A 19,645-nucleotide genomic window follows, 5' to 3' on the forward strand; every position below is an offset into this window, starting at 1 on the left:
GACCCGGATGAGCGACAACGGCCCCAAACAAAGAAGGAAAACGAGCTTGACCCAAACGCCCAATTAGAGAAGCGGACATTGCTCAAACGCCCTTTCATCACATACAAGGGCTTATACGCCTTTTTCGCCTCTTGCTTGCATAAGTTAGCAAGAATGCACATATAGCTGTAGTGCGGGCGGAGCGCATTGCGCTAGTTCCCTTAGAAGGGACTATTCTTAAAGCACGGGCATGTCCCAGCTTAGGCTACTTCTAGATAATCTAGGAATCCAAACTGTGAAATCATTGCGCCCGCACATACATTTGAGGAAGTAATTGGAAGAAAAAGAACAAAACCAAGAACGTGATGAGTTTGGGAATATTTGGATTACATCTCGCACACGGATGCAGTCACACGCACGATACAAGCGATATGACCTCCTCTCACATATTGTTCTGACCTCATACTCCGTATTGCTGTTGGGGTTCTCTGTGTTTTCCCATCACTTAACCGGCAGCCGGATTGGTCCGTACATCTCGGAGATATCGATTGTCCTGTCTTTATCAGTTCTTTGCGCATCGCTTGTGATTTGGGGTCTCAAGTTTGGAAAAACTGCCGATGAGCACCGAGAATGCTATCTAGCCTTGCAACGCCTCTACGAAGATGTTGAAGCAAGGCAGGATGCTTCAACATACCATCAAATTCTAAATCGCTACCCGAACCAGTCTGACTTCGACTACGAGGCGATGCTCTACAGAAATGTTTGGTGCCAGGGAAAGGCACTTTTGGACCGATCTGGCACGGTGACATTTGGCTGGTGGCGCGCTATCAAGTTTCAAATCGCGAGCTTGTTGCGGATCATTTTAGCTGCATTTGTTCTCACCTTACCGCTCACCTTTTTAACCGTTCTATATGTCGCAGGATGATCGTCCGCTTACCTTCGAGCAAGTATTTTCGGAGGCGCACCTCAGGTCGATTTTTGATGATCGACTAAAGGACGCCAAGTTTATTGGATTGGACGGGATTTCGGCTTCATCGTTCAAGCAGAACATCGATGCAGAGGTCACTCTGATCGGCAGAAAGGTCCTAGGCGGAACATTTGAGTTTACCAGATTCCGCGAAAAGTTGATCCTCAAGACTGCCCGCAAGCCGCCCCGCCAAATTTCAATACCTACAATCCGAGACGCAATAGCGCTTCGTGCTCTATGTGATCACCTTACGTTCCAGTTTAACGAGTGCAGGATGCGGCCACCTCACGACTGCACCAAGCGCGTTGCGCAAGCCGCAAAAGAAGCAGCTGCCTCCGACAGCTTCTTGCGTATGGATGTCGTGAGCTTCTACCCCTCAGTTAATCATAATATTTTGGTCAATCAGCTTCGAGATAAGGGGGCGGACCCAAGAGCCATTTTATTGATTGAGAAGGCAATCAAAAACCCAACCGGTTTCGATGAGGGTGACAAGTCAGATATCGGCGTGCCCCAAGGTTTGAGTATTTCAAACATTTTATCAATGCTTTACCTTGAGGCTTTTGACCGTTATTTCGCGCAAAAGTACCGGTATTTTAGGTATGTCGATGACCTTCTTTTGGTAGTGAAAGAAGAGGAGGCGGTCGGAATTCATGATGAAATAGCAAGCCACATGCTAACAGAACTTCGCCTTACGACGCACGAGCTTGATCCCAAGCAGCCAGACAAGACAGCTATCACTCCTGTGAAAGTGGGTACAGAATATCTGGGCTATCATATTTCAAGCGGTGGCCTCCGGATCAGGGAACGATCCTACAAGAAGATGTTTCGTGCCGTTGTCGGATGCCTTCGAGCATTGAAAGGAACTGCCCGGGTTGAGCAAGTACTTTGGCGTCTGAACTTGATCATCACTGGATGCCGCGTCGAAGAAAGATCGGTCGGCTGGGTGTTTTTCTTTAGGCAATCGACAGACGTCGGCCAGTTTCACAGGATGGATCGGTTCGTACGACAGCAACTAGCGCTGTACGGTCTAAAGGATCAGATTTCGAGCGTTAAACGCTTCGCCAAAGCCTACCATGAGACAAGGTTCAATCGGGATGGCACGACTTATATACCTGACTTTGACAACTTCAGCCTTGCTGACATGATGAAGGCAATTCACCTAGTGAAAGGTACATCGCTTGAGACGCTAGGATCAATGGATCGTTCTGAAGTGGAAGGCATCTATTGGAAGATGGTTAAGCGCGAAGTGGCCAAGCTCGAAAGAGAAACAGTGGACTTTCTCACTTCCGGTTCATGACGAGCTATAGCAGATGGATGGTGCGTATGTCATGACACAAGCACCAGTCGTGTTTGCCCCGCAAACAGGGCGGCGAGCTGGAGCGTAAATCTGGTGCGGGACCGCCGAATGGGCTCGAAAAGGTTTTCTCACTGGCGAAACGTCGGCTAGCATCACGGTATGGAAGCCGTATTGATATTACTCCTCCTTGTTGCTGTGGTCGTCGCCTTTGCGATCCGAAACAAGAATACATCGGAGGCGCCGCCGCCTGCCCAAATTGTACCCATAAACACCCGCAACACGCCAAAACCATTTGATCGACGGACGGCGGAACCTGCGCAAGAGGTTCTGAGAGGATCTGCCTACGTCGTGGATGGCGACACAGTTACTATCAAGAAGACACAAATACGGTTATTTGGGGTTGATGCGCCCGAGCTGAACCACCCTCATGGAAAGAAAGCTAAATGGGCACTAGTGTCCATGTGCAAAGGGCAAACGATCCGTGCGGAAATCGTCGCAAAAGATGATCACGGTCGCGCCGTCGGCAAATGCTATCTACCGGATGGCAAAGACTTGTCTGCCGAGATGGTCAAACTTGGTCTAGCGATTGATTGGCCAAAGTTCTCTGGTGGCCAGTATCGAGCATTGGAGACTTCTGATGCCCGAAAGAAGATGTGGTTGGCGGACGCCAGACAAAAAGGTCGGATGCATGTCTGGGAGAAGTTCGAGGCCAGTCAAAAGGCCCGCAACAGATCAGAAAAGCCAGATGTATCATAAGTGCGCTTAACACTATTAGTAATAGTGTTAAGTGATCAGTGGTTCACCAATCATGGATAGGTCCGCTCAAGCTGCTTTTTCGCTTCGAGGTTTAACGGTTTTCCCTTAAACTGTTAAATATGAGCGAAATGACCCTCTATGACGGTGACGGCAATCACCTCTATCTGAATGCTGAAGAACGTAGCGCGTTCCTCGATGTGGCGCGCAAACAGCTTGCACGGGACCGCACCCTCTGTGAGACTTTGCATTTCACTGGATGCCGTCCCTCTGAGCTCGTCGAGATCACGCCTGCACGCGTTGATCTGTCAGGCGGGACGGTTGCGCTGCGATCTTTGAAGAAGCGCAGGGATGCTTCTGGCGTACAGAAGATCATCTATCGCACGGTTCCCGTGCCGCCGGATTACCTCGATACGCTCAACACCGCGCACGGCGTTCGCGAAGCACAGAAGTCGCGCAAATTGGCAAGTGTTCCGATCTGGCCGCTCAGCCGCGTGCGCGTCTGGCAGATCGTAAAACGGATCATGATAGAAGCTGGGATCGCAGATGCGCCCCACCGCAGCCCAAAAGGTTTGCGCCATGGCTTTGGGATCAACGCAACCGTGAACTGCATTCCGCTGCATATGCTGCAAAAGTGGATGGGCCACACCCAGCTCAGCACAACGGCCATTTACGCCGATGCTGTGGGTAAAGAAGAACAGGGCATCGCATCGAGAATGTGGGGGTAAGGTTGATGGAATCCAGTGACCTCCAACTATTGTCGAACAAAGATATTCCCGAGAGCATTCGTTCAAAGATAGCAGAACAAATTCTTGGAGCTTCAGAGCGAGAGGCTCAAAGAGCTCTTGAAGCGGAGCAACTGGCTTCTGAAAATAAGAAATTCTTTTGGAACACACCTTTCGTTGCTGCGCTTGCTGGACTCGTGACCCTAACGGCTACTTTCGTTTTTGACCGCATAACCGCCAGCGTTGAGGCAACCAACACGATAACGCTAGAGCAAGTTCGCACGGAACTTCAGGAAAGTGAGGCGCGCTTGAAGCAAGAGCTTGAAATCGCATCCTCCGAGAATTTGGCTAAGCTGGAGGCAGAAGCCCGTGAACGCGAGTTCCAATATGAGATTGTTCGTGCTGAGCTTGAGAAGGGCGGGAAAACGAATGCTGAACGAGCTGAAGTGTTGTTGTTCTTGGCTCGCGCAGGAGTCTTTACGGCATTAAATGCCAAAGAACTGGCTTTGATGGCGCAGGAACAAAAAGATAATCCTGAGCTTACAATTATACCTCAGCTTTCTTCTGCGTTAAACGAATCCGGCAGTTTTAATAGCCGCAATGTTTTTCGACGTTCGGATTTGACTTATTCATTTCTCGAAGACCCATCGGATGAGATGCGCAATGCTGTAGAGCGTGCGACCGATGAATGGGCCTCGCATGGCAATATTAGTTTTCGTTACGTGGAGGCTGCGGAAGAAGCAGTAATTCGCATATTACCATCGCCCAACCAGAGCTCTTCGATGATCGGTCGAACGGCGCTCGGGATCGGGGCCGACAGGCCAACTATGTGGTTGAGAAATCAAGCCGTTAATCTTGAGGAACAGTACTCAGATATATTGCATCAGTTTGGGCATGCCATAGGGATGGTCCACGAGCATCAAAACCCCAATGCGGACATCAAGTGGGATGTATCAAAAGTCTATGACTACTTTCAAAGCACATACGGATGGACGCGCGCTCACATCGACAGGAACTTACTCAGGAAGAGTGACGCCTACCCCTGTCTCAGAGATTTCGACCCTCAATCCATCATGATGTATTCTATACCCTCTGAAGTTCTCTTCGATGGAAATGGGTTTGAGAGGGGCGATTCTTTGTCAGAAACTGACAAATCATGCGTTAAAGAAATGTATCCCAACCTCGCGCGGTAGGTTTAAAGAAACATAATGAACCTATCAACGCGAACGGCTGCTTTGAGGAAGTCTGATCGAGAAATCTAGTCGAGTCAAACACGCGCCGGCCTGCAACTTTGCAAAGTCCGCTTCCTGCGCAGAACTGACCCTGGGTAAGCGCGCAGTGAAAGCCCGATACCTCCAGCCTACGCCATCACGAACCTAGAGCGTAAAGGGAACGAAGCCACCTCGGGCATCAACAGAAATTTCCTGGATGAAGATTCTTACAGATTGGGAACAATATCTGCTCTCTTCACGCAGAGACAATGCTATTCAATGACCATCTAAGCCCATCGTAGTTTGGCACCTGCGTCGCAATGTTTTGTGACATGAATTGTTTGTCGCGGCCATCCAATAGCTTGTCGAACTGAGATCGCCTCTTGAAGCTTGTGAACACCCAAAAGACCGCGAGATTGGATTTCAGACCATAGTGCTTGTGGTGCATTTTTTGCTGCAGCGCTTCTCGATACTGCCCCACCGACCGCTGTAACGACTTCCGCGCTGCCGATGACCGCAGCGGTTCCGTCCCGCGATCCACCTCCAAAGCAAACGCCCGATAGCCGTCTGGGTACCTGATCGCAAACAGCTGATCTGGGATCAGTTTGTGCCGCCCCACAGGAATAGCCATACCAACATTCCTGATCGCCAGAATTCTCGCAGCCGGAATATACTCCAGCCCGGCCCGTGTCGCTTCAATCTCAATCGCGCTCGATACCGCAGACACCCAATACCCATGCCACCAGTGGCCAGTGGGTCTAGCGTTGCGTTCAAGGTCTTTTTCATACGAGAGCACATCCCATCCCAGTGGCGTCAGATCATATACATACGGATTAAAATCAGCCTTGGCGATTTGGCGCTGTTGCGGTGGCAAACATAAGTACCCAGCGGCGCGCAGAGCTTGCAGGCGCCGCAGGCTGGTATCTTTGCATCGATGCGTGTCGCGGGTCAGTTCAAACAGAAACTCCGAGGACTGCGGCCCGTGCCGGTCGATGTGCGCAAACCATCGTAATTCCCGTGCGGTTGGATGAACGTATGGTCGGTGTGATGGAAGACGCTGTGCCATGGGTATAGCATCGCGCGGTTCAAAGCTCCGGCGAAGGCGCAAATGGATCATCGTCATCTTTTTTTGGTAGGACGATTTCGGGTGCTTCGGGCTCCGGTTCGCTATGTTCCGCCTTGTGCTCCCATGGTTCCGCGTAGCTGTCGCGGCTGTGTTGCAGGATCGCCGCACGCTCTTCTTTTGTGGTCCGGGTTAGATTCTCTAACTCAAAGAACGGGAAGGCAATCGGAACGGCTTTGTCGGTCAATCCACGCAGATAGGTAGTAAATGACCCCTTGGGCTGCTGCTGGATCAGCTCGGGCGTGGCGTGCATCTGGCTTGAGAGTGCGCGGGCATCACGGGCCGAGACACCACCCGCCAGCTTGATCGACGTATTGGCCTCAAAGGCCTCCTGCAGGCCGCCAGAGAGCTGTCCGAGGTACTGGTGGGCCATCACCATGCCCACGCGGTATTTGCGGGCCTGCGAGAGGATCACGCCGATATTGGCGTCAAAATAATCCTGCGCCTCATCGATGTAGATCATAGTAGGCAAACGGTCCTGCGCACGCAGCACAGCGCGTTCTTGCGCCGCCTGCGCAATCAGCGCGATGAAGAACCGCCCGAAGATTTCCGTGCCTTGTTCTTTGAGCAAAGACTTCGAGGTGTTGATCAGGATCAGCTTGCCCGCGTTCAGCTCGGTGAACATGTCGAACTTCGATTGCGGGTTTGCAAACATGCGCTCAAAGGTCTGGTTCTCCAGCACCCCATAGAGACGACGCAACACCTGCGTTCTGGTGCTGGTGAACTCCTTGCTGTCGAATTCGGCCTCGAAGAAACGGCGCGGCGTCCCTTCAAGCTTCTCGATTTGCCCGCGGTACTTCTCGGTCCCTCCTGGTTCCATCAGGTCACGCAAGGTGTGGATGGTTGCATCAGGAATGTGGAACATCAGCCGTGTGACATAGCGAAACACAACCGACTGTTTGGCGGTCATACCGGCTGAGAGCAGTGACCCCAGCACAAAGTCATAGAGCTCAATGATGGAATTGGTAAGCCGCTCGCGCTCCAATGGGCTGTATCCATCCAGCCGGTCTTGACCAACCGAGAAGAGGTTCAGGGATACCGGAAAGGCAATGTCCTCGGGGTTGATCAGCACGATCTGCTCCGGCTCCAGCACCTTGGCGCGCAGGATGTTGCCAATCAGATCGCCCTGACTGTCGATCACCACCACGGATTTTCTCCCGGCGGCCACGTCAGGCAGATCATGCGCAATCAGATACTGCAGGGTTTGGGTTTTGCCATGGCCGCTGCCCGCAACAATATGGGTGTGTTCAAATCGCAGCTCGTCAGGGATTTCGAACGGGGTGCGCAGGGAGAAGAGATCAGCCAGCTTCGTACCGGAAAGATAGGTATCGACGGCATCATCGCCTTTGTAGTCGCCGGGAAAGACGGGACTGGTGCGGTGGGTCTGGCGCAGGTTCTGATCCAGCACCTGTCGCAGTGCCTTGAAGTGGTTGTATCCGTTGTCCGCAAAAAACGGTGTGATCACCTGATCAACTGTTGGCCCCAGCGGCGTCAGGAACTGCTGCACGGAAACAAGCACCTCTCCCTGCATCGGCGGGGCCGCCCGCGCAATTGGTGCCAGCGCCTCGGAGATCACCCCCAAGGCCGAGACCAGCATATTGGTATCATGACGCGCTTGGCCCTGCTTGGCGAGCAGGTCACGGTACCGGCCACCCTCAACGGTGTTGCAGAGCTCCGGCGGTGGCGGGATGTCAGGGCTCAGGCCCTCATTGGCAAAGAGAGCCCGCCCCACCTCCAAGAGCTGCACCCGCAGTGGCACTGGCGTTGTCGCAGGCCAGCGCTCGGAAAGGGCGGCATCGATCTCTTCGCCACTCAGCTGCACCTGTCCGCGCACGGCGTGGTGGTAGAGTTGCATGGTCTCAGCGCGTGCCAGACGTTCAGCACGGGCGGGACTTTCATACCACAAGCGGACAGCAACATAGGCGGCAATGCCAATCAGAAACAGCGGCGTGATGATGGCCGCCGCCAGCAGCAGTCCAACGACGATGATCGCGGCCCCCACCAGACTGCCAAAGAGATCGCCAAACTCACGTCCCATCAGAGTTCCACCGCGAAGTCATCTGCCTCGTCGGCATTGTCACCGATCCAGAGTTTGAGCTGCTGCAGGGTGTCGAGCAATGCCTCCTCGTACCGCTTGGCGGCTGACGGCGTGGCACAGAGAAACCGATCCGTCTTGCCGTTGATCAGATCACCAACAGTTAACTCGAACTTGCTGTCCCGATCATCCACCTTTGCCGTGGCTGGTCGTCGGTCAAATAGTTTTGTCTTCATCAGTTTGCATTGTCTGATGATCTGGATTTCCTCATGAGTGAACAGCACAGTGAGAGCCACTTCATAGTATGTGGTTTTGAAAAGCAGCCCCTTCCGGATGGTCTGATGTTTGATTGAGATACGCATGGGTGTCTTTTCCGGATATTATTGGGTGGGCGGTACAGGGGCGCTTGTGGGAGCGCTTTTGGCGCGCGCGAAATTCAGCTGTGAAAGCAGATGAAGTCACGCAGCAGTTTCGTGCAAAATGCGCTGCAATGTTCTGCTATGCACCTCGCTGGTACCCATACACGACCCCCATAGGGGGTGGGGGTCTGTATGGGGGCTACACACCACTAAATTTGACCAGCGGAGTACCGGTTGGTCGGGCTTTTTTCCTTGTGGGGCTGTCTGACCCTGCCGCCTCTGTGCTGGATTGTTCCACCGCAGACGGGTCCTGTTTCTGTGGCAGTATGTCATCGGCCTTCATGGCAGGCATGTTCTCAAGCTGCGCCGGTGAGTTTGCTTTCTCATTGGCCAGTGCAGCCGATTGTGCACCTACATCCAGCTCCGCAATGGACCCCATGGGCTCCGGCCTCGCCCCGTATGATGTTTCTGCAGGCGAGCTGTCCGAAGCGTCTGACGGCTGCGCTTTCATCGACGGCTGCCGTTTGAGCAGCGCTGCATAGGAAGCTGCCGTGGCTTTCCCCTGCGCCAGAACTTCCCGCGAGACTTCGAGTTGCTGGCGAGAGACCTCAAGCGATTGCTGTGCGAGTTCGGCGCTGTCCACCGACGCGCGACCCATCTGCACCATCACCAGTCCGTAGAAACCGGCCAACGTAATGGCCGCACCCGGTATGGCCCCCAACAAGGCCTGCAACCCGTTGGGACCGGACTGGAAGCCGGTGCTGGCAGCGGTGGCACCTAGAATGCCGACAATCACACCAAGGATAATGACACACGTTGCGAAAAACGCTAAAAAGCTAAACAGATTGCGCGCGGCTTCATATGATCTCATTTTAAAATCTCCATCGTTTAATGACACCAAGTCTGCAGGCTGACGCTATTGTGCGTCAAATGTTTTTTTGATCTGCTTGACGACCTGGCCATCAAAAAACCGCCCCTCTTTGGGCAGTTTGAAAAGAACACATGATGGGACTATCCCATCGCAGAGGCCAGCCGTGTCGGCGGGCCTTTGATGACTTCCTCAGCCAGTGCCAGCGCCTCAAAGAGGACCATGCCGCGCGGCTCGAAGTCGAAGATCCGCCGCTTCCTGTCCGGCAGATACCCGGCGATCTCGGGGTGCAGTGCCGCCAGAGCTTCCGCTTCTTCATACTTCGACGGGTATGTGCGTGGGCGGTCCACTGAGACATCCAGCACCATGTTGTGGCTTGCGAGCTGTGCAATGGAACCGATCAGCGATCTGCTATTCTTGCCCTTGCGACAGTTTTCACCACAATGTTCGGTGACGACAACATCGGGCTTCAGCTCATTGATCAGGCCTTGTACAAAACCGACGAGATCAGTGCCGGACTTCACCGCCTTCACGGTGATGCCCCAGTCCTGCAATTTCCCATCCTGCAGGAAGACATAGCCTGCCTTTCCTGAGGCCACTGCAATAGCCAGGACACTAAGCGCTTCCATGCTTGATCTGGCTTTCCAGGCGCTTTTTGAGGCGTTTCAGCGAACTGGTACGGTTAAACATATTGGCGGTCTGCTTGCCTGGGTCCGGCAATCGCCTGAGCCGCCTTCGCAACGCTTTCTGGCGGTCTGCCAGTAATGCTTCGAACAGGCTTTCGAACGAGCGACCGTATATCAGCGACAGCTCAATAATCTGCTCAAGCGTTGGTCCTCGTTGACCTTGCTCAAGCTCAGACACCAGGGACTGGTGGCTGGACAGGAGATGCGCCATATCTCCCTGGGTATAGCCCGCCTTCCTGCGCGCAAGACGCAGGTCGAGGGCAAATTGGGTACTCATAGACTTTTGGTTATTTGATAATCGTCTAGAGCTTCAGTCTATGGTGGAAGAAAACGACATCCTAGCAGGCAGGATATCGCGAGGGACGATACGGTGAATGGTATTTGGGCGGAAGGACGCACATTGGGTGATGATTGGCGTGATGTGATCCAGAATGCGGAGGCATTCTGGCGACAAACGCCCGTTCATCTTCCATAAAGACGCCATGAAGTCATACGCTGAGTGGCTGCACAACAGAAACGACTGATGCAGACAACGAAAGAGGCTGGGCGGCTGACCCAGCCTCAAAGCTGTCACTGGTCTTGACGTATTTTGCTGCCAAATCTTTCAACTCACAAACGCCAAAGAACAAAAGCGCCGCCCCGACTAGGAGGCAGCGCATAGTCTCAAAAGAGCTTCAGTTGGCGGCTGTCGACGAGATAGGCCTGCCAAACTTTGTCATCAGCCGCCTCGTCAAGCCACTTGGTGACAAAGGCAGCAACCGCAACCTCATCCGCAAAGGACCCCTGCGGGACAAAATGCGAGCGATAGCCGGTCTCTGTCACCGGCAGGCGCTCATCGCAGCGCAGCTCGATATGGCAGTGGCCTGAGTTGAGCCAGTTGGCCTGCCAACTGACGGTGATCTCCCGTTTCGTCCAGACCATGATGAACGTCTCATATCCCTCGCGCATGCTCAGTATTCACTGGCGAGCATGATCGTAAGGACACGATGTGTCAGTGCCTCATTGGCAGGGTTTTCCGAGCCCGCTGTGCAGTCGGGGTTGTATGCATCGATCTTGAAGAAGACCTTTTCGCCGTCGATCTCGACAGCCCCGAAATCATGTTCGCCCCACGGATCGTTGTCTTTGGAGAACGCATTGAAAGTGCGCACTGCGTCCACCGCCTGCACGACAAACACATCGCCCTTGTCCCGAATGCCGGAGGTGATCAGCACCATCCCGTTGCCTTGGCCAGTTGTCCGGAACCGGTCATTGAGTTCGCGGATGCGGGTGTTTTGCAGTGCGTCGGATGACACCCACTCCAGCTTGGTTGCTCTCTCGCACTGATGACAGTGCGCATCGTCAAAGACGTTCTCCAACTCCCACAGCCCGCTCTCGCGGTTGAAGCAGGCGAAGGCGTCTCTCACAACCCGTTCCGACTGGCAGGTGCGACAGCGCGGCACGCTGCCGATCGCCTCTGCGTTGGCTTTTTGAATGGTACCCATATTCTATCTCCTTTCGGTCGGGTACGTCCGAGCACCATTGCTCAGGCGCACCCGACGAAAGGCGATGCGGGTGAAGAACTGTTCTGGGATCATTGTGCCGAACGGGGTGAGCTGGGCAAAGCAGTCACCATATCGGTGAGGGTGATGTTAATGCTGCTATCGGCGCGGCGCTGATTGCGGGACCATCAGACCATGTTCATACCTAATCAATACACCCTCGGTCTCGCGTATCGCCGCTATCACGCCCCTACACCCTTTAGTCTGGCCACCAAAGACAGGCTGCAGCATCTATACATCATTGGGCAAACCGGTTCCGGCAAGTCTACGCTTCTGCAGAACCTGGCCTTTCAGGATGCGCAGCACGGCACTGGGTTTTGTCTGATCGATCCTCACGGTGATCTGGCCGAAGCCGTTCACCAGAACCTCACGGTGCCGCACCTCTATTGGGACGTCGCCGATCCGGTCTGTCCGCTTGGATACAACCCACTGGCAAAGGTTTCCGCGCTGCACCGGCCTCTGGTCGCCTCAGGGATGATAGAGACCCTCAAGAAGCAGTGGCCCAACGCGTGGGGCGCACGTATGGAACATATCCTGCGCTTTGCAGTGCTTGCACTGCTGGAGCAGCCACAGGCCGATCTGCGCGATATTGTGAAGCTGCTGACCAACAAGGGGTTCCGGCGGCAGGTGGTTGATCAGATTGCCGACGAGCAGGTGCGCTTCTTTTGGCGGATGGAGTTCCCGGCGATGAACTATCAGGGCGCGGCTGACGGGGTTGCGCCAATCGCCAACAAGCTCGGCGCCTTCCTGTCCCAGCCAGCGGTCCGAACAGCGCTGTGTGAACCACGACAGCCCCTGCGGTTCAGGCATGCTATGGATACGGGGCAGATTCTGCTGGTGAACCTCTCCAAGGGTCGGTTGGGCGCTGACATCACCAATGTTCTGGGTGGTCTGATCACCTCCACCTTGATGCTGGCCGCCTCCACCCGACATGGTCTGCCTGAGACAGCCAGACGCCCGTTTTTCCTCTATGTCGATGAGTTCCCGAACCTCACCACTAAGTCCTTCGCGGGCATGCTGTCCGAAGCCCGCAAATACGGTCTTGGGCTGATCCTGGCCCACCAGCACCTGTCCCAGATCGATACCGACGTATCAGACGCCATCTTCGGAAATGTTGGCAACCTGGTAGTGTTCCGCGTGGGGCCAAAAGACGCGCCGTTTCTGGCGCGCATGCTGCCGCCATTCTCGGTTTTTGATCTGCAGAACCAGCCAAACCACCGCGCCAACCTGCAGGTGATGGCCAGAGGCGAACGTCTGGTGCCGTTCTCAGCGTCAATGTATCCACCATATCGCTCAGCGGGATAGGCTGGCTGCTAGTGCAGTTTCGAACCCCGCGTATGCTAGGGGAATGGATAAAGATGAACATCTGCAACGGCATCTGGAGCTCTGCAAACGCGTGTATGAAAGAATGAAACGCGAGGGTACTTGGCCGTGGGCTCAGGCTACGGATTCGCCAAAACCTGACGATGTGGTAGAGTCCGATAATACGACAGATAATGCATGAAACCGTGTTTTGGATACATCCGAGTGTCCACCAAAGAACAGGCCGATGGTGCTTCACTCGACGCACAAAAAGATGCAATCACGGTCTTTGCGAGTCAGAACAATCTCACCGTCACCAAGTGGTTTGAAGAGCAGGAAACAGCCTCAAAAGTCGGTCGTCCGCTGTTTGAGGATATGCGTCAGCGTCTTATGCGCGGCCAAGCGGAAGGCGTCATCATTCACCGCATCGACCGCTCGTCCCGCAACTACACCGACTGGGCGCATATCGATCAACTTTCGCAGCTAGGTATTAAAGTGTTCTTTGCGGCGGATGGACTGGACTTCGATAGCACAGGTGGCCGCCTGATGGCGGACATCCAAATGGTGCTGGCGGCACACTATTCCCGCAATCTCAGCTTTGAGGTGAAGAAAGGGCTCTATGGCCGAATAAAGCAAGGTCACTACCCCTTCCGGGCACCTATTGGCTACCTCGACAACGGCGAAGGACAACCCAAAACTGTTGATCCCATCAAAGCGCCATTCGTGAAGTTAGCGTTCGAACTTTACTGCTCGGGCGAATACTCCATCACCAGCCTTACCACCGAAATGGCTCGAAAAGGCCTCACCGGCTGGGGCGGCAGACCGGTGGTGCGCCGGAACATTGAAACCATGCTGCGCAACCCATTCTACATCGGCAAGATGCTGATTTGTGGCACTCTGTATGATGCGGCGCATGAGCCGCTGATAAGTGCTGGCCAGTTTCAGCAAGTAAAAGATGTGAAAGCCGGTCGCAGCGTCAAGAAATCCACCAAACATATGATGGCTTTTCGTTCCCTGATAATCTGCGCCGACTGCAAGAAGATACTCACCGGTGAACGGCAGAAAGCGCACATATACTATCGCTGTCATACTGTTGGTTGTCCGAGCCTTTCGATCCGCGAAGATCGTCTCAGCGAACAATTGCAAAAGCGCCTTCAACACCTTCAGATCGCCCCAAAAGACAAAGAATACTTGAGAGATCGCTTGCAGGCTTGGCTCCACAACACCGAGCCTTGCACGATGACCACGTCGGTGAAGCTACGCATTGCCGATGCAAGTTCTCGCCGCGACCGCCTCACTGACCTGCTGGTCGATGGAACCATCCCAAAAGCAGACTATGAAACCAGGAAGCAAAACACTGAATTTGAGTTGGCGCAATTGCGCGAGGAAGAACGCAGATTTGCGGATCGCCAAAAAAACGAAGCAGACCTCGAAGCCTTGCTTGATAGGGGGTGTGAAATAGCAAACATGTTTTCTGTCCTCACCGTCAGAGAACGGCGTGAACTTCTGAAGAATTGCACGGATAGGATCTCGATCCGTCAAGGCGTTGTGCGGCTAACGGCAGCCCCTTGGCTCAAGGTACTCAAAGCAATGACTAAAGACGATGAATATCAGCCGACAGCTGACGTATTAGGCGTACCAGAGCCGATCAAGTATAGTGTGGAAAACGGCATTGAGTGAGACAGAGTTCGAACCCCAATATAGCCTTATTTTGAGCCCCAGATTGGGGCTTTTTCATTTTCGTCGCTTACTCTCCAAAATACAAAGTTCGAACCGAAAAACAGCCTTATTTCTAGCCATACAATCGGGTTTTCCACAGGGTCCGTCCCTTACTGCGGATGTATCCGAGTCAGTTTTCGAGCAAATATTACCAGAGTCGATATCCTGACTGCTATTTTCTTTTATCGCATCTGGCTACATTACAACTGGTCGACCATTACAAGTTAGCCTAATGACCATGATACAACCAAATATCTCAGTTGATCCCTTTGTGATGCAAGATTTTGTAGATGACCTACGATGTATTGAAGAGGACGCTCTTCTACTACACGATAGTGTGCAAATGCTACGTATCCGCGTTGCAAAGAGACTACTAGCTGCTTAGCGAGCGACCGCTCGTTTTGAGTCCATTGCTCTTTGCTTCGATTTTTATTGGGGCGGGCTTAGCCGAATCAGTTTTCGAACTATTCGATCCGAAGCTACCTAGCGACCGGCAGAGAACGTTGCCGGGAGGAAGAATATTGGTACTCAAAATGATATGGCGCTGTGGAAGCATAAAGCCCGCATACAAAACACGGGCTTTTCAAGAAGAAAATAGCCCGCACAATACGTGGGCTATCAAATGCGGTAATCTCTGGCTGCCATGCTTGGCACAGTGGTGCTCGCCCTTCATGAGTAGAACAGTAAGACGCTAATGGACGTCTCGAGATCAATAGGTCGTCTGGCCGGTCTTTGCATCGAGCGATCGAAATGAATTATCCTGAAGTACACCACGCCATTCTCAACTGTCAGTTTACCCCCTGAATGATGGCCGTAGGGATCGAACGTCTGCTTAAAGTCATCATATTGAGAAGCAGCAAAAAGACACTGCTTCATGAACGACTGACTAACTATGCGACCATTGAAGTCAAAGAACACTTGATGCGTCTGGGATTGACCCTTCAGAATCGCATCATTTATCGTTTGAGTGGAACTCATTTGTCACCTCCTATCGGGCGTTCACCACTCTTTGTGACGAACGCTCGAAGAGAAATGCCTATGTCAGTTTTCCGCGCACTAACTCGTTCTTTTCCTTGCTAACACTATAGTAAACATTGAAATATTTTGCAAAGTGATTGGCTTTCAAAGATATGTCCCGATAAGATCTATCGGCAAGAAAATTGACGATCGGTACCTCGATCCCTTCGATGCCATTCTCCACTTGAAAGATGCGAACAACAAAACCAAACAGGTCCTTTCTTTGGAGTTTGTTGTTAAAAAGCGAAATTCTCAGGTGGCACGCATCGCTCGACATATAAAGAGAGATGTTCAGGCCACCAAGTATGCCGTCCGGGCCAGAGAATGGAAGCGATTCTCGGTATTTTCTAATCGTCTTGAAGTGAACAAATTCCATAAGGCGAGAATTCTTAGAATCCAAATATCTTTTAATGCCTTTCACCGAGGCGTCATACGCGTTCGTGTAAATACTGGAACTGGGGTTCCTCAGAGGAATCAATGCTTCAATGTCATCATTGCCCAGGTATTCTTGATTTTCCTGCGCACAGAACAGTGTAGCGCCAAAACCTCTCAAAATCTCGGCTGCAGACTCAGTGATTTCATCCACGGCGACCAGAACCCCACTAAAGAGCTGCTTATCATGGCCTGCAGGAACTCCCTTACGCGAGCCAATTATCTTAATGAAGAAGTCATCATGAGACCAGTTCTTGGAAACAAAAAAATCCCGATCAATCACCAGGCTTGGAAAAACATCTGTTTCGGCAAGATCAAAAAAAAGTTTGTCGACGCTAATTGAGGTTTTATTTGGCGTGGTAGTCACGCCACCGTTCATACCACGCTTTGGAAGGCGCCGCTCCAATGGCATTTGCCCTCCTTGGAATCCTGAAAGTGACACACCAGAGCGCGACTTTTGACCCTTAATACCTCTCCCGGCGGTCTTCCCATAACCCGATCCTGGACCGCGGCCTTTCCGTTTTGGCTTGTGCGTCGCACCAACGTTGTCACAAATATTGTTGAGACGAAACTTTTTGGGACCGCCTTCCATCCGTTAGCTCCTTTGAAATTTAACGGTCAGGGATGCCGTTCCTTCTGCTTCCACGCCGGTCCCAAGCAATCCAACTTTTCCTGATGCAGATACCCCTACGGAAACTTCAATTTCGCTAACAGAAAACGTCTCGTCCTCTTTGTCGAGTTTGGTGAACGTTTCCCGTAGCGAAGTGATGAGCTGGTCTAGGTTTGTCTGAAGCACGCCCTGGTCCACCGCATTCCAATCCGGCTTGCCGGGACTTCTTTTTGTCCTTTCGGTCGGACCAAATATCTGAATTTCATTGGCCATTCCTGTCCCCTTACGTGATCAAAAGGTCAAAGTTGCCGTAGTAGCTGTAGGTATAACCCACATAACTGTCGTGTTGCTCTCTAAAAATACGCCTTGCGTGAAATACTGCGTTTTGCAGGCTTCCACACCTGTGGTTAAGCAATAGATCGTAAAGGACTTCACTAAAATTACATGCTTCAGTATCGTCGATTTCGATTTCTGTCGCAATTATCGACGAAAAATTGCTCTTCAGAAATTCTGAAATGATGTCGTTATACTGGGTGGAATCCGTTGTCGAAAGCTCGCAACAGTTCAAGAAAACGAAGGCACCGTTTTTACTTGGTTCTAAGTGATTTCTAATCTCCAGATCATCTGCTGTATAATGGTCGTTTACGCAGATTTCGACTTTCCCGCTTTCTTTTGATATTCCCGCATGACAAGCGAAATGCAACAGGTCAGCGGATGATGAGTTTATTGATCTTGCCAGCTGATCAGTTGTCCCCTTGGTTCCATCGAGAGCTGGCGCGTCCTCCGCCAAAATTCCAGCAGCCTGTAACATCCGTTTGACCGTCGGGATTTCCTGTCCAGAAGCGGCGGGCAGGTCATCATATGTATAAAGTTGTACTCCAAACTCTCGTGCCATTGGTTTTGGAGCGAGCCACCGGCTTTTGTTCATAAAAATGTTCTGTTGAATAAAGAATGAAGTCCCGAGGAATCCCTCCGGCACAACTGGCTCCGTCCCTGTATCGTCAATGTAGACGAACTCCCAAGGGATGTTTACTTGATCTGCAATGACATGAATTTTCGGCGGAACATACTGTCCCACACCCACCTCCATTCTGTGATTTTTTTCAGCCAAGATGGATTCATCGCGCCGTTGGCGGATCGCGCGCCGCTCCTCTTCATTGAAGAGCGTTTGGAATAGACCTTGACCGATCCTAGCGATGTTAGTCAGTGCGGCGGAAGGATTGCTCTCATCGAAGAATGCATATGCTTTAATAACGCGCTCATAGTACCGAGTTAGATCTGTTAAAGATGCACCGATCTCATCGCCTCGGTCTGGTGCGATCTGTCCCCTTCGCCGCTTTACAATTAGGGGCCGCCTTGGACCCAACGTAATCTCAACGGTTAGAAATGGGTCTTCAAGTTGCCAACCAATTGGAATTGTCCCTGGGGGGTCCCGTTCTAAAGCGTTAGACCTCTTTACTGCCCGGCTTGCTGGCATTCTATCGTTTCCCTTATTCGAAACCAGAATATAGTACTTCAAACGCCGAATCAAAGGATTAGGTGCCCTGACAGGATGTTTCACGCTAAACGAGAAGTTGCGTGGAGATCTCCTTGTGACGCCGAATGGAGAGCAAAGATGACGGAGAACAAGGATCCGTTGCGGCTGATTGTTGCTCTGAACAAGACGGCACCCTCGGTGTGGAGATCGCTGTTTGAGGAAATAGGAGATGCGGGCTGCTGTTTTCGTGTTGCCGCGGCTGAGTACGGCAACCACTCTCACCTTGTTGATCTAGTTGGGTACCTGCGTGACCAAGGAAAGTACATCTTGATTGATCTGCGGGCCCTTGCCACACCGGAGTCGACGCGCCAAGCCCTCCAAGAGCTCAGTCGTTTCAACGTCGATGCCTATTCAGTTTCGAACTCCCAAGAAACGATTGCTGCAGCCAGATCTGTTGCCAAGGGCGCAACAATATTAACAACTACCGTTCTGACAACTGTGGATGAAGATTCAGCGGTAACGCCGGGTACACGTGAAGAAATTGAGGAGATAGTGGTCACATTGACCGCAAATGCACTGGATGCGGGCTGTGACGGGATCATCACGTCCGGGATCGAACTTCCGTGCCTACGTAACAAGTTCGGGCATGATTTTTTTGCACTTGTACCAGGGATTCGAGACTCGAATGGCGACACACTAGCAGCCGACAACCAGAAGCGCACCGTGTCAGTCGAAGAAGCATTTGCGCGCGGCGCCAACGCTATTATGGTTGGTAGACCCATAACTTTGGCCAAGCAGCCACTAGCGGCGCTGAATGCAATTCAAACAAGAATCGATGCAATCATCGATACCCGAATACAATGCTCCAATGCTGATCCAAGGGAAAAAAAGCGATAGACCAAATCGAGTGATTTCAGGGCAACTACTTGTTTCGATGTCGACGGGTCTAACCATCCAACGAAATCTGTGTTGCGAGCTTAGAGCGTCAGAGCATAGTTGCCTGCGATTGCTGGTCAGTCAGCAACAATCCCGCTTAGGAACCGAGCGCTACGGCAGCATGGCAAAGTCGGGACTTGGTCTCTGTCAGTTCGGAAAGAGACTAGATCGAAAAAAGACTTGGCGACTCTGCGCTAAGCCCTTAAAATATTTCGCGGATGTATCCGAGTCAGTTTTCGAGCAAATATTACCAGAGTCGATATCCTGACTGCTATTCTCTTTTATCGCATCTGGCTACACTACAACTGGTCGACCATTACAAGTTAGCCTAATGACCATGATACAACCAAATATCTCAGTCGATCCCTTTGTGATGCAAGATTTTGTAGATGACCTACGATGTATTGAAGAGGACGCTCTTCTACTACACGATAGTGTGCAAATGCTACGCATCCGCGTTGCAAAGAGATTACTAGCTGCTTAGCGAGCGACCGCTCGTTTTGAGTCCATTGCTCTCCGCTTCGATTTTTATTGGGGCGGGGTCGTCCGAGCCACTGTTCGACAAAAATACTCAAGGGTACATCGGGCGATAACTAGCCAAACCCCGCTTT

General features: G+C 52.2%; 20 protein-coding genes. 8 read left to right on the top strand and 12 right to left on the bottom strand.

Going from position 1 to position 19,645, the window contains the following annotated elements:
* The first annotated feature begins 313 nt into the window (after positions 1-313).
* From Q1A20_RS24555 to Q1A20_RS24575, 5 genes are all read left to right on the top strand, one after another.
* Complete coding sequence (locus Q1A20_RS24555; RefSeq protein WP_299919317.1) at positions 314-904, top strand: SLATT domain-containing protein; 591 nt, start codon at positions 314-316, stop codon at positions 902-904.
* Positions 891-2,243 carry a reverse transcriptase domain-containing protein gene (locus Q1A20_RS24560; protein ID WP_299919319.1) on the top strand — a complete coding sequence of 451 codons (1,353 nt, stop codon included), beginning with the start codon at positions 891-893 and terminating at the stop codon, positions 2,241-2,243. Before Q1A20_RS24555 ends, Q1A20_RS24560 begins: the two co-directional genes overlap by 14 nt.
* Positions 2,244-2,402: 159 nt before the next feature.
* Positions 2,403-2,999: a thermonuclease family protein gene (locus Q1A20_RS24565; RefSeq protein ID WP_299919322.1), complete on the top strand. Its 597-nt coding sequence runs from the start codon at positions 2,403-2,405 to the stop codon at positions 2,997-2,999.
* A 119-nt stretch (positions 3,000-3,118) separates the two neighbouring features.
* A complete protein-coding gene (locus Q1A20_RS24570) occupies positions 3,119-3,724 on the top strand; it encodes a tyrosine-type recombinase/integrase (protein ID WP_299919324.1) in 606 nt (201 codons plus the stop codon).
* A gap of 5 nt (positions 3,725-3,729) precedes the next feature.
* A complete protein-coding gene (locus Q1A20_RS24575) occupies positions 3,730-4,914 on the top strand; it encodes a M12 family metallopeptidase (RefSeq protein ID WP_299919325.1) in 1,185 nt (394 codons plus the stop codon).
* A 274-nt stretch (positions 4,915-5,188) separates the two neighbouring features.
* Here Q1A20_RS24575 and Q1A20_RS24580 read toward each other — a convergent pair whose 3' ends face one another.
* The 8 genes from Q1A20_RS24580 to Q1A20_RS24615 form a co-directional block, all read right to left on the bottom strand.
* Positions 5,189-5,998, bottom strand: a complete 810-nt coding sequence (locus Q1A20_RS24580; RefSeq protein WP_299919327.1) for a replication-relaxation family protein — start codon at positions 5,996-5,998, stop codon at positions 5,189-5,191.
* Between the two features lie 19 nt (positions 5,999-6,017).
* Positions 6,018-8,093, bottom strand: a complete 2,076-nt coding sequence (locus Q1A20_RS24585; protein WP_299919328.1) for an ATP-binding protein — start codon at positions 8,091-8,093, stop codon at positions 6,018-6,020.
* On the bottom strand, positions 8,093-8,452 hold the full coding sequence (locus Q1A20_RS24590) for a hypothetical protein (protein ID WP_299919330.1): 360 nt from the start codon (positions 8,450-8,452) through the stop codon (positions 8,093-8,095). Before Q1A20_RS24590 ends, Q1A20_RS24585 begins: the two co-directional genes overlap by 1 nt.
* Positions 8,453-8,648: 196 nt before the next feature.
* Entirely contained in the window at positions 8,649-9,320 is a 672-nt protein-coding gene (locus Q1A20_RS24595) for a hypothetical protein (RefSeq protein WP_299919333.1), read from the bottom strand.
* A 140-nt stretch (positions 9,321-9,460) separates the two neighbouring features.
* Complete coding sequence (locus Q1A20_RS24600) at positions 9,461-9,946, bottom strand: hypothetical protein (RefSeq protein WP_299919336.1); 486 nt, start codon at positions 9,944-9,946, stop codon at positions 9,461-9,463.
* Complete coding sequence (locus tag Q1A20_RS24605; RefSeq protein WP_299919338.1) at positions 9,933-10,280, bottom strand: helix-turn-helix transcriptional regulator; 348 nt, start codon at positions 10,278-10,280, stop codon at positions 9,933-9,935. Before Q1A20_RS24605 ends, Q1A20_RS24600 begins: the two co-directional genes overlap by 14 nt.
* Before the next feature lie 386 nt (positions 10,281-10,666).
* A complete protein-coding gene (locus tag Q1A20_RS24610; protein WP_299919340.1) occupies positions 10,667-10,951 on the bottom strand; it encodes a hypothetical protein in 285 nt (94 codons plus the stop codon).
* 2 nt (positions 10,952-10,953) lie between these two features.
* Positions 10,954-11,484 (bottom strand): DUF3768 domain-containing protein, encoded by a 531-nt coding sequence (locus Q1A20_RS24615; RefSeq protein WP_299919342.1) that lies wholly within the window; start codon positions 11,482-11,484, stop codon positions 10,954-10,956.
* Between the two features lie 192 nt (positions 11,485-11,676).
* On the opposite strand from Q1A20_RS24615, the gene Q1A20_RS24620 reads away from it, so the two are divergent.
* Together Q1A20_RS24620 and Q1A20_RS24625 are read left to right on the top strand one after the other, a co-directional pair.
* Positions 11,677-12,846: a type IV secretion system DNA-binding domain-containing protein gene (locus tag Q1A20_RS24620; RefSeq protein ID WP_299919344.1), complete on the top strand. Its 1,170-nt coding sequence runs from the start codon at positions 11,677-11,679 to the stop codon at positions 12,844-12,846.
* A gap of 195 nt (positions 12,847-13,041) precedes the next feature.
* Positions 13,042-14,523, top strand: coding sequence for a recombinase family protein (locus Q1A20_RS24625; protein ID WP_299919346.1), 1,482 nt, complete (start codon positions 13,042-13,044; stop codon positions 14,521-14,523).
* Positions 14,524-15,231: 708 nt separating this feature from the next.
* On the opposite strand, the gene Q1A20_RS26195 is transcribed toward Q1A20_RS24625, so the two are convergent.
* The 4 genes from Q1A20_RS26195 to Q1A20_RS24640 are packed head-to-tail and all read right to left on the bottom strand — an operon-like array spanning position 15,232 to position 18,098.
* Positions 15,232-15,540: a DUF3768 domain-containing protein gene (locus tag Q1A20_RS26195; protein ID WP_367180970.1), complete on the bottom strand. Its 309-nt coding sequence runs from the start codon at positions 15,538-15,540 to the stop codon at positions 15,232-15,234.
* A 58-nt stretch (positions 15,541-15,598) separates the two neighbouring features.
* Complete coding sequence (gene rplO, locus Q1A20_RS24630) at positions 15,599-16,603, bottom strand: 50S ribosomal protein L15 (RefSeq protein ID WP_299919348.1); 1,005 nt, start codon at positions 16,601-16,603, stop codon at positions 15,599-15,601.
* A gap of 3 nt (positions 16,604-16,606) precedes the next feature.
* Positions 16,607-16,894 (bottom strand): hypothetical protein, encoded by a 288-nt coding sequence (locus tag Q1A20_RS24635; protein WP_299919350.1) that lies wholly within the window; start codon positions 16,892-16,894, stop codon positions 16,607-16,609.
* Between the two features lie 10 nt (positions 16,895-16,904).
* Positions 16,905-18,098: a CHAT domain-containing protein gene (locus tag Q1A20_RS24640; RefSeq protein ID WP_299919352.1), complete on the bottom strand. Its 1,194-nt coding sequence runs from the start codon at positions 18,096-18,098 to the stop codon at positions 16,905-16,907.
* A 138-nt stretch (positions 18,099-18,236) separates the two neighbouring features.
* Here Q1A20_RS24640 and Q1A20_RS24645 point away from each other — a divergent pair, with 138 nt between their 5' ends.
* Positions 18,237-18,995, top strand: a complete 759-nt coding sequence (locus Q1A20_RS24645; protein WP_299919355.1) for an orotidine 5'-phosphate decarboxylase / HUMPS family protein — start codon at positions 18,237-18,239, stop codon at positions 18,993-18,995.
* Positions 18,996-19,645 lie beyond the last annotated feature (650 nt).

Origin of the sequence: uncultured Roseobacter sp. (genome assembly GCF_947501835.1) — a bacterium.
GTDB lineage: Bacteria > Pseudomonadota > Alphaproteobacteria > Rhodobacterales > Rhodobacteraceae > Roseobacter.

Bases quoted from the DNA above. Each gene is read 5' to 3' on its own strand.
- Q1A20_RS24615 (WP_299919342.1), bottom strand. From the start codon at position 11,484: ATGGGTACCATTCAAAAAGCCAACGCAGAGGCGATCGGCAGCGTGCCG.
- Q1A20_RS24620 (WP_299919344.1), top strand. From the start codon at position 11,677: ATGTTCATACCTAATCAATACACCCTCGGTCTCGCGTATCGCCGCTAT.
- Q1A20_RS24610 (WP_299919340.1), bottom strand. From the start codon at position 10,951: ATGCGCGAGGGATATGAGACGTTCATCATGGTCTGGACGAAACGGGAG.
- Q1A20_RS24645 (WP_299919355.1), top strand. From the start codon at position 18,237: ATGACGGAGAACAAGGATCCGTTGCGGCTGATTGTTGCTCTGAACAAG.
- Q1A20_RS24570 (WP_299919324.1), top strand. From the start codon at position 3,119: ATGAGCGAAATGACCCTCTATGACGGTGACGGCAATCACCTCTATCTG.
- Q1A20_RS24580 (WP_299919327.1), bottom strand. From the start codon at position 5,998: ATGGCACAGCGTCTTCCATCACACCGACCATACGTTCATCCAACCGCA.
- Q1A20_RS24625 (WP_299919346.1), top strand. From the start codon at position 13,042: ATGAAACCGTGTTTTGGATACATCCGAGTGTCCACCAAAGAACAGGCC.
- Q1A20_RS24605 (WP_299919338.1), bottom strand. From the start codon at position 10,280: ATGAGTACCCAATTTGCCCTCGACCTGCGTCTTGCGCGCAGGAAGGCG.
- Q1A20_RS24565 (WP_299919322.1), top strand. From the start codon at position 2,403: ATGGAAGCCGTATTGATATTACTCCTCCTTGTTGCTGTGGTCGTCGCC.
- Q1A20_RS26195 (WP_367180970.1), bottom strand. From the start codon at position 15,540: ATGAGTTCCACTCAAACGATAAATGATGCGATTCTGAAGGGTCAATCC.
- Q1A20_RS24560 (WP_299919319.1), top strand. From the start codon at position 891: ATGTCGCAGGATGATCGTCCGCTTACCTTCGAGCAAGTATTTTCGGAG.
- rplO (WP_299919348.1), bottom strand. From the start codon at position 16,603: ATGGAAGGCGGTCCCAAAAAGTTTCGTCTCAACAATATTTGTGACAAC.
- Q1A20_RS24600 (WP_299919336.1), bottom strand. From the start codon at position 9,946: ATGGAAGCGCTTAGTGTCCTGGCTATTGCAGTGGCCTCAGGAAAGGCA.
- Q1A20_RS24585 (WP_299919328.1), bottom strand. From the start codon at position 8,093: ATGGGACGTGAGTTTGGCGATCTCTTTGGCAGTCTGGTGGGGGCCGCG.
- Q1A20_RS24595 (WP_299919333.1), bottom strand. From the start codon at position 9,320: ATGAGATCATATGAAGCCGCGCGCAATCTGTTTAGCTTTTTAGCGTTT.
- Q1A20_RS24640 (WP_299919352.1), bottom strand. From the start codon at position 18,098: ATGCCAGCAAGCCGGGCAGTAAAGAGGTCTAACGCTTTAGAACGGGAC.
- Q1A20_RS24635 (WP_299919350.1), bottom strand. From the start codon at position 16,894: ATGGCCAATGAAATTCAGATATTTGGTCCGACCGAAAGGACAAAAAGA.
- Q1A20_RS24575 (WP_299919325.1), top strand. From the start codon at position 3,730: ATGGAATCCAGTGACCTCCAACTATTGTCGAACAAAGATATTCCCGAG.
- Q1A20_RS24590 (WP_299919330.1), bottom strand. From the start codon at position 8,452: ATGCGTATCTCAATCAAACATCAGACCATCCGGAAGGGGCTGCTTTTC.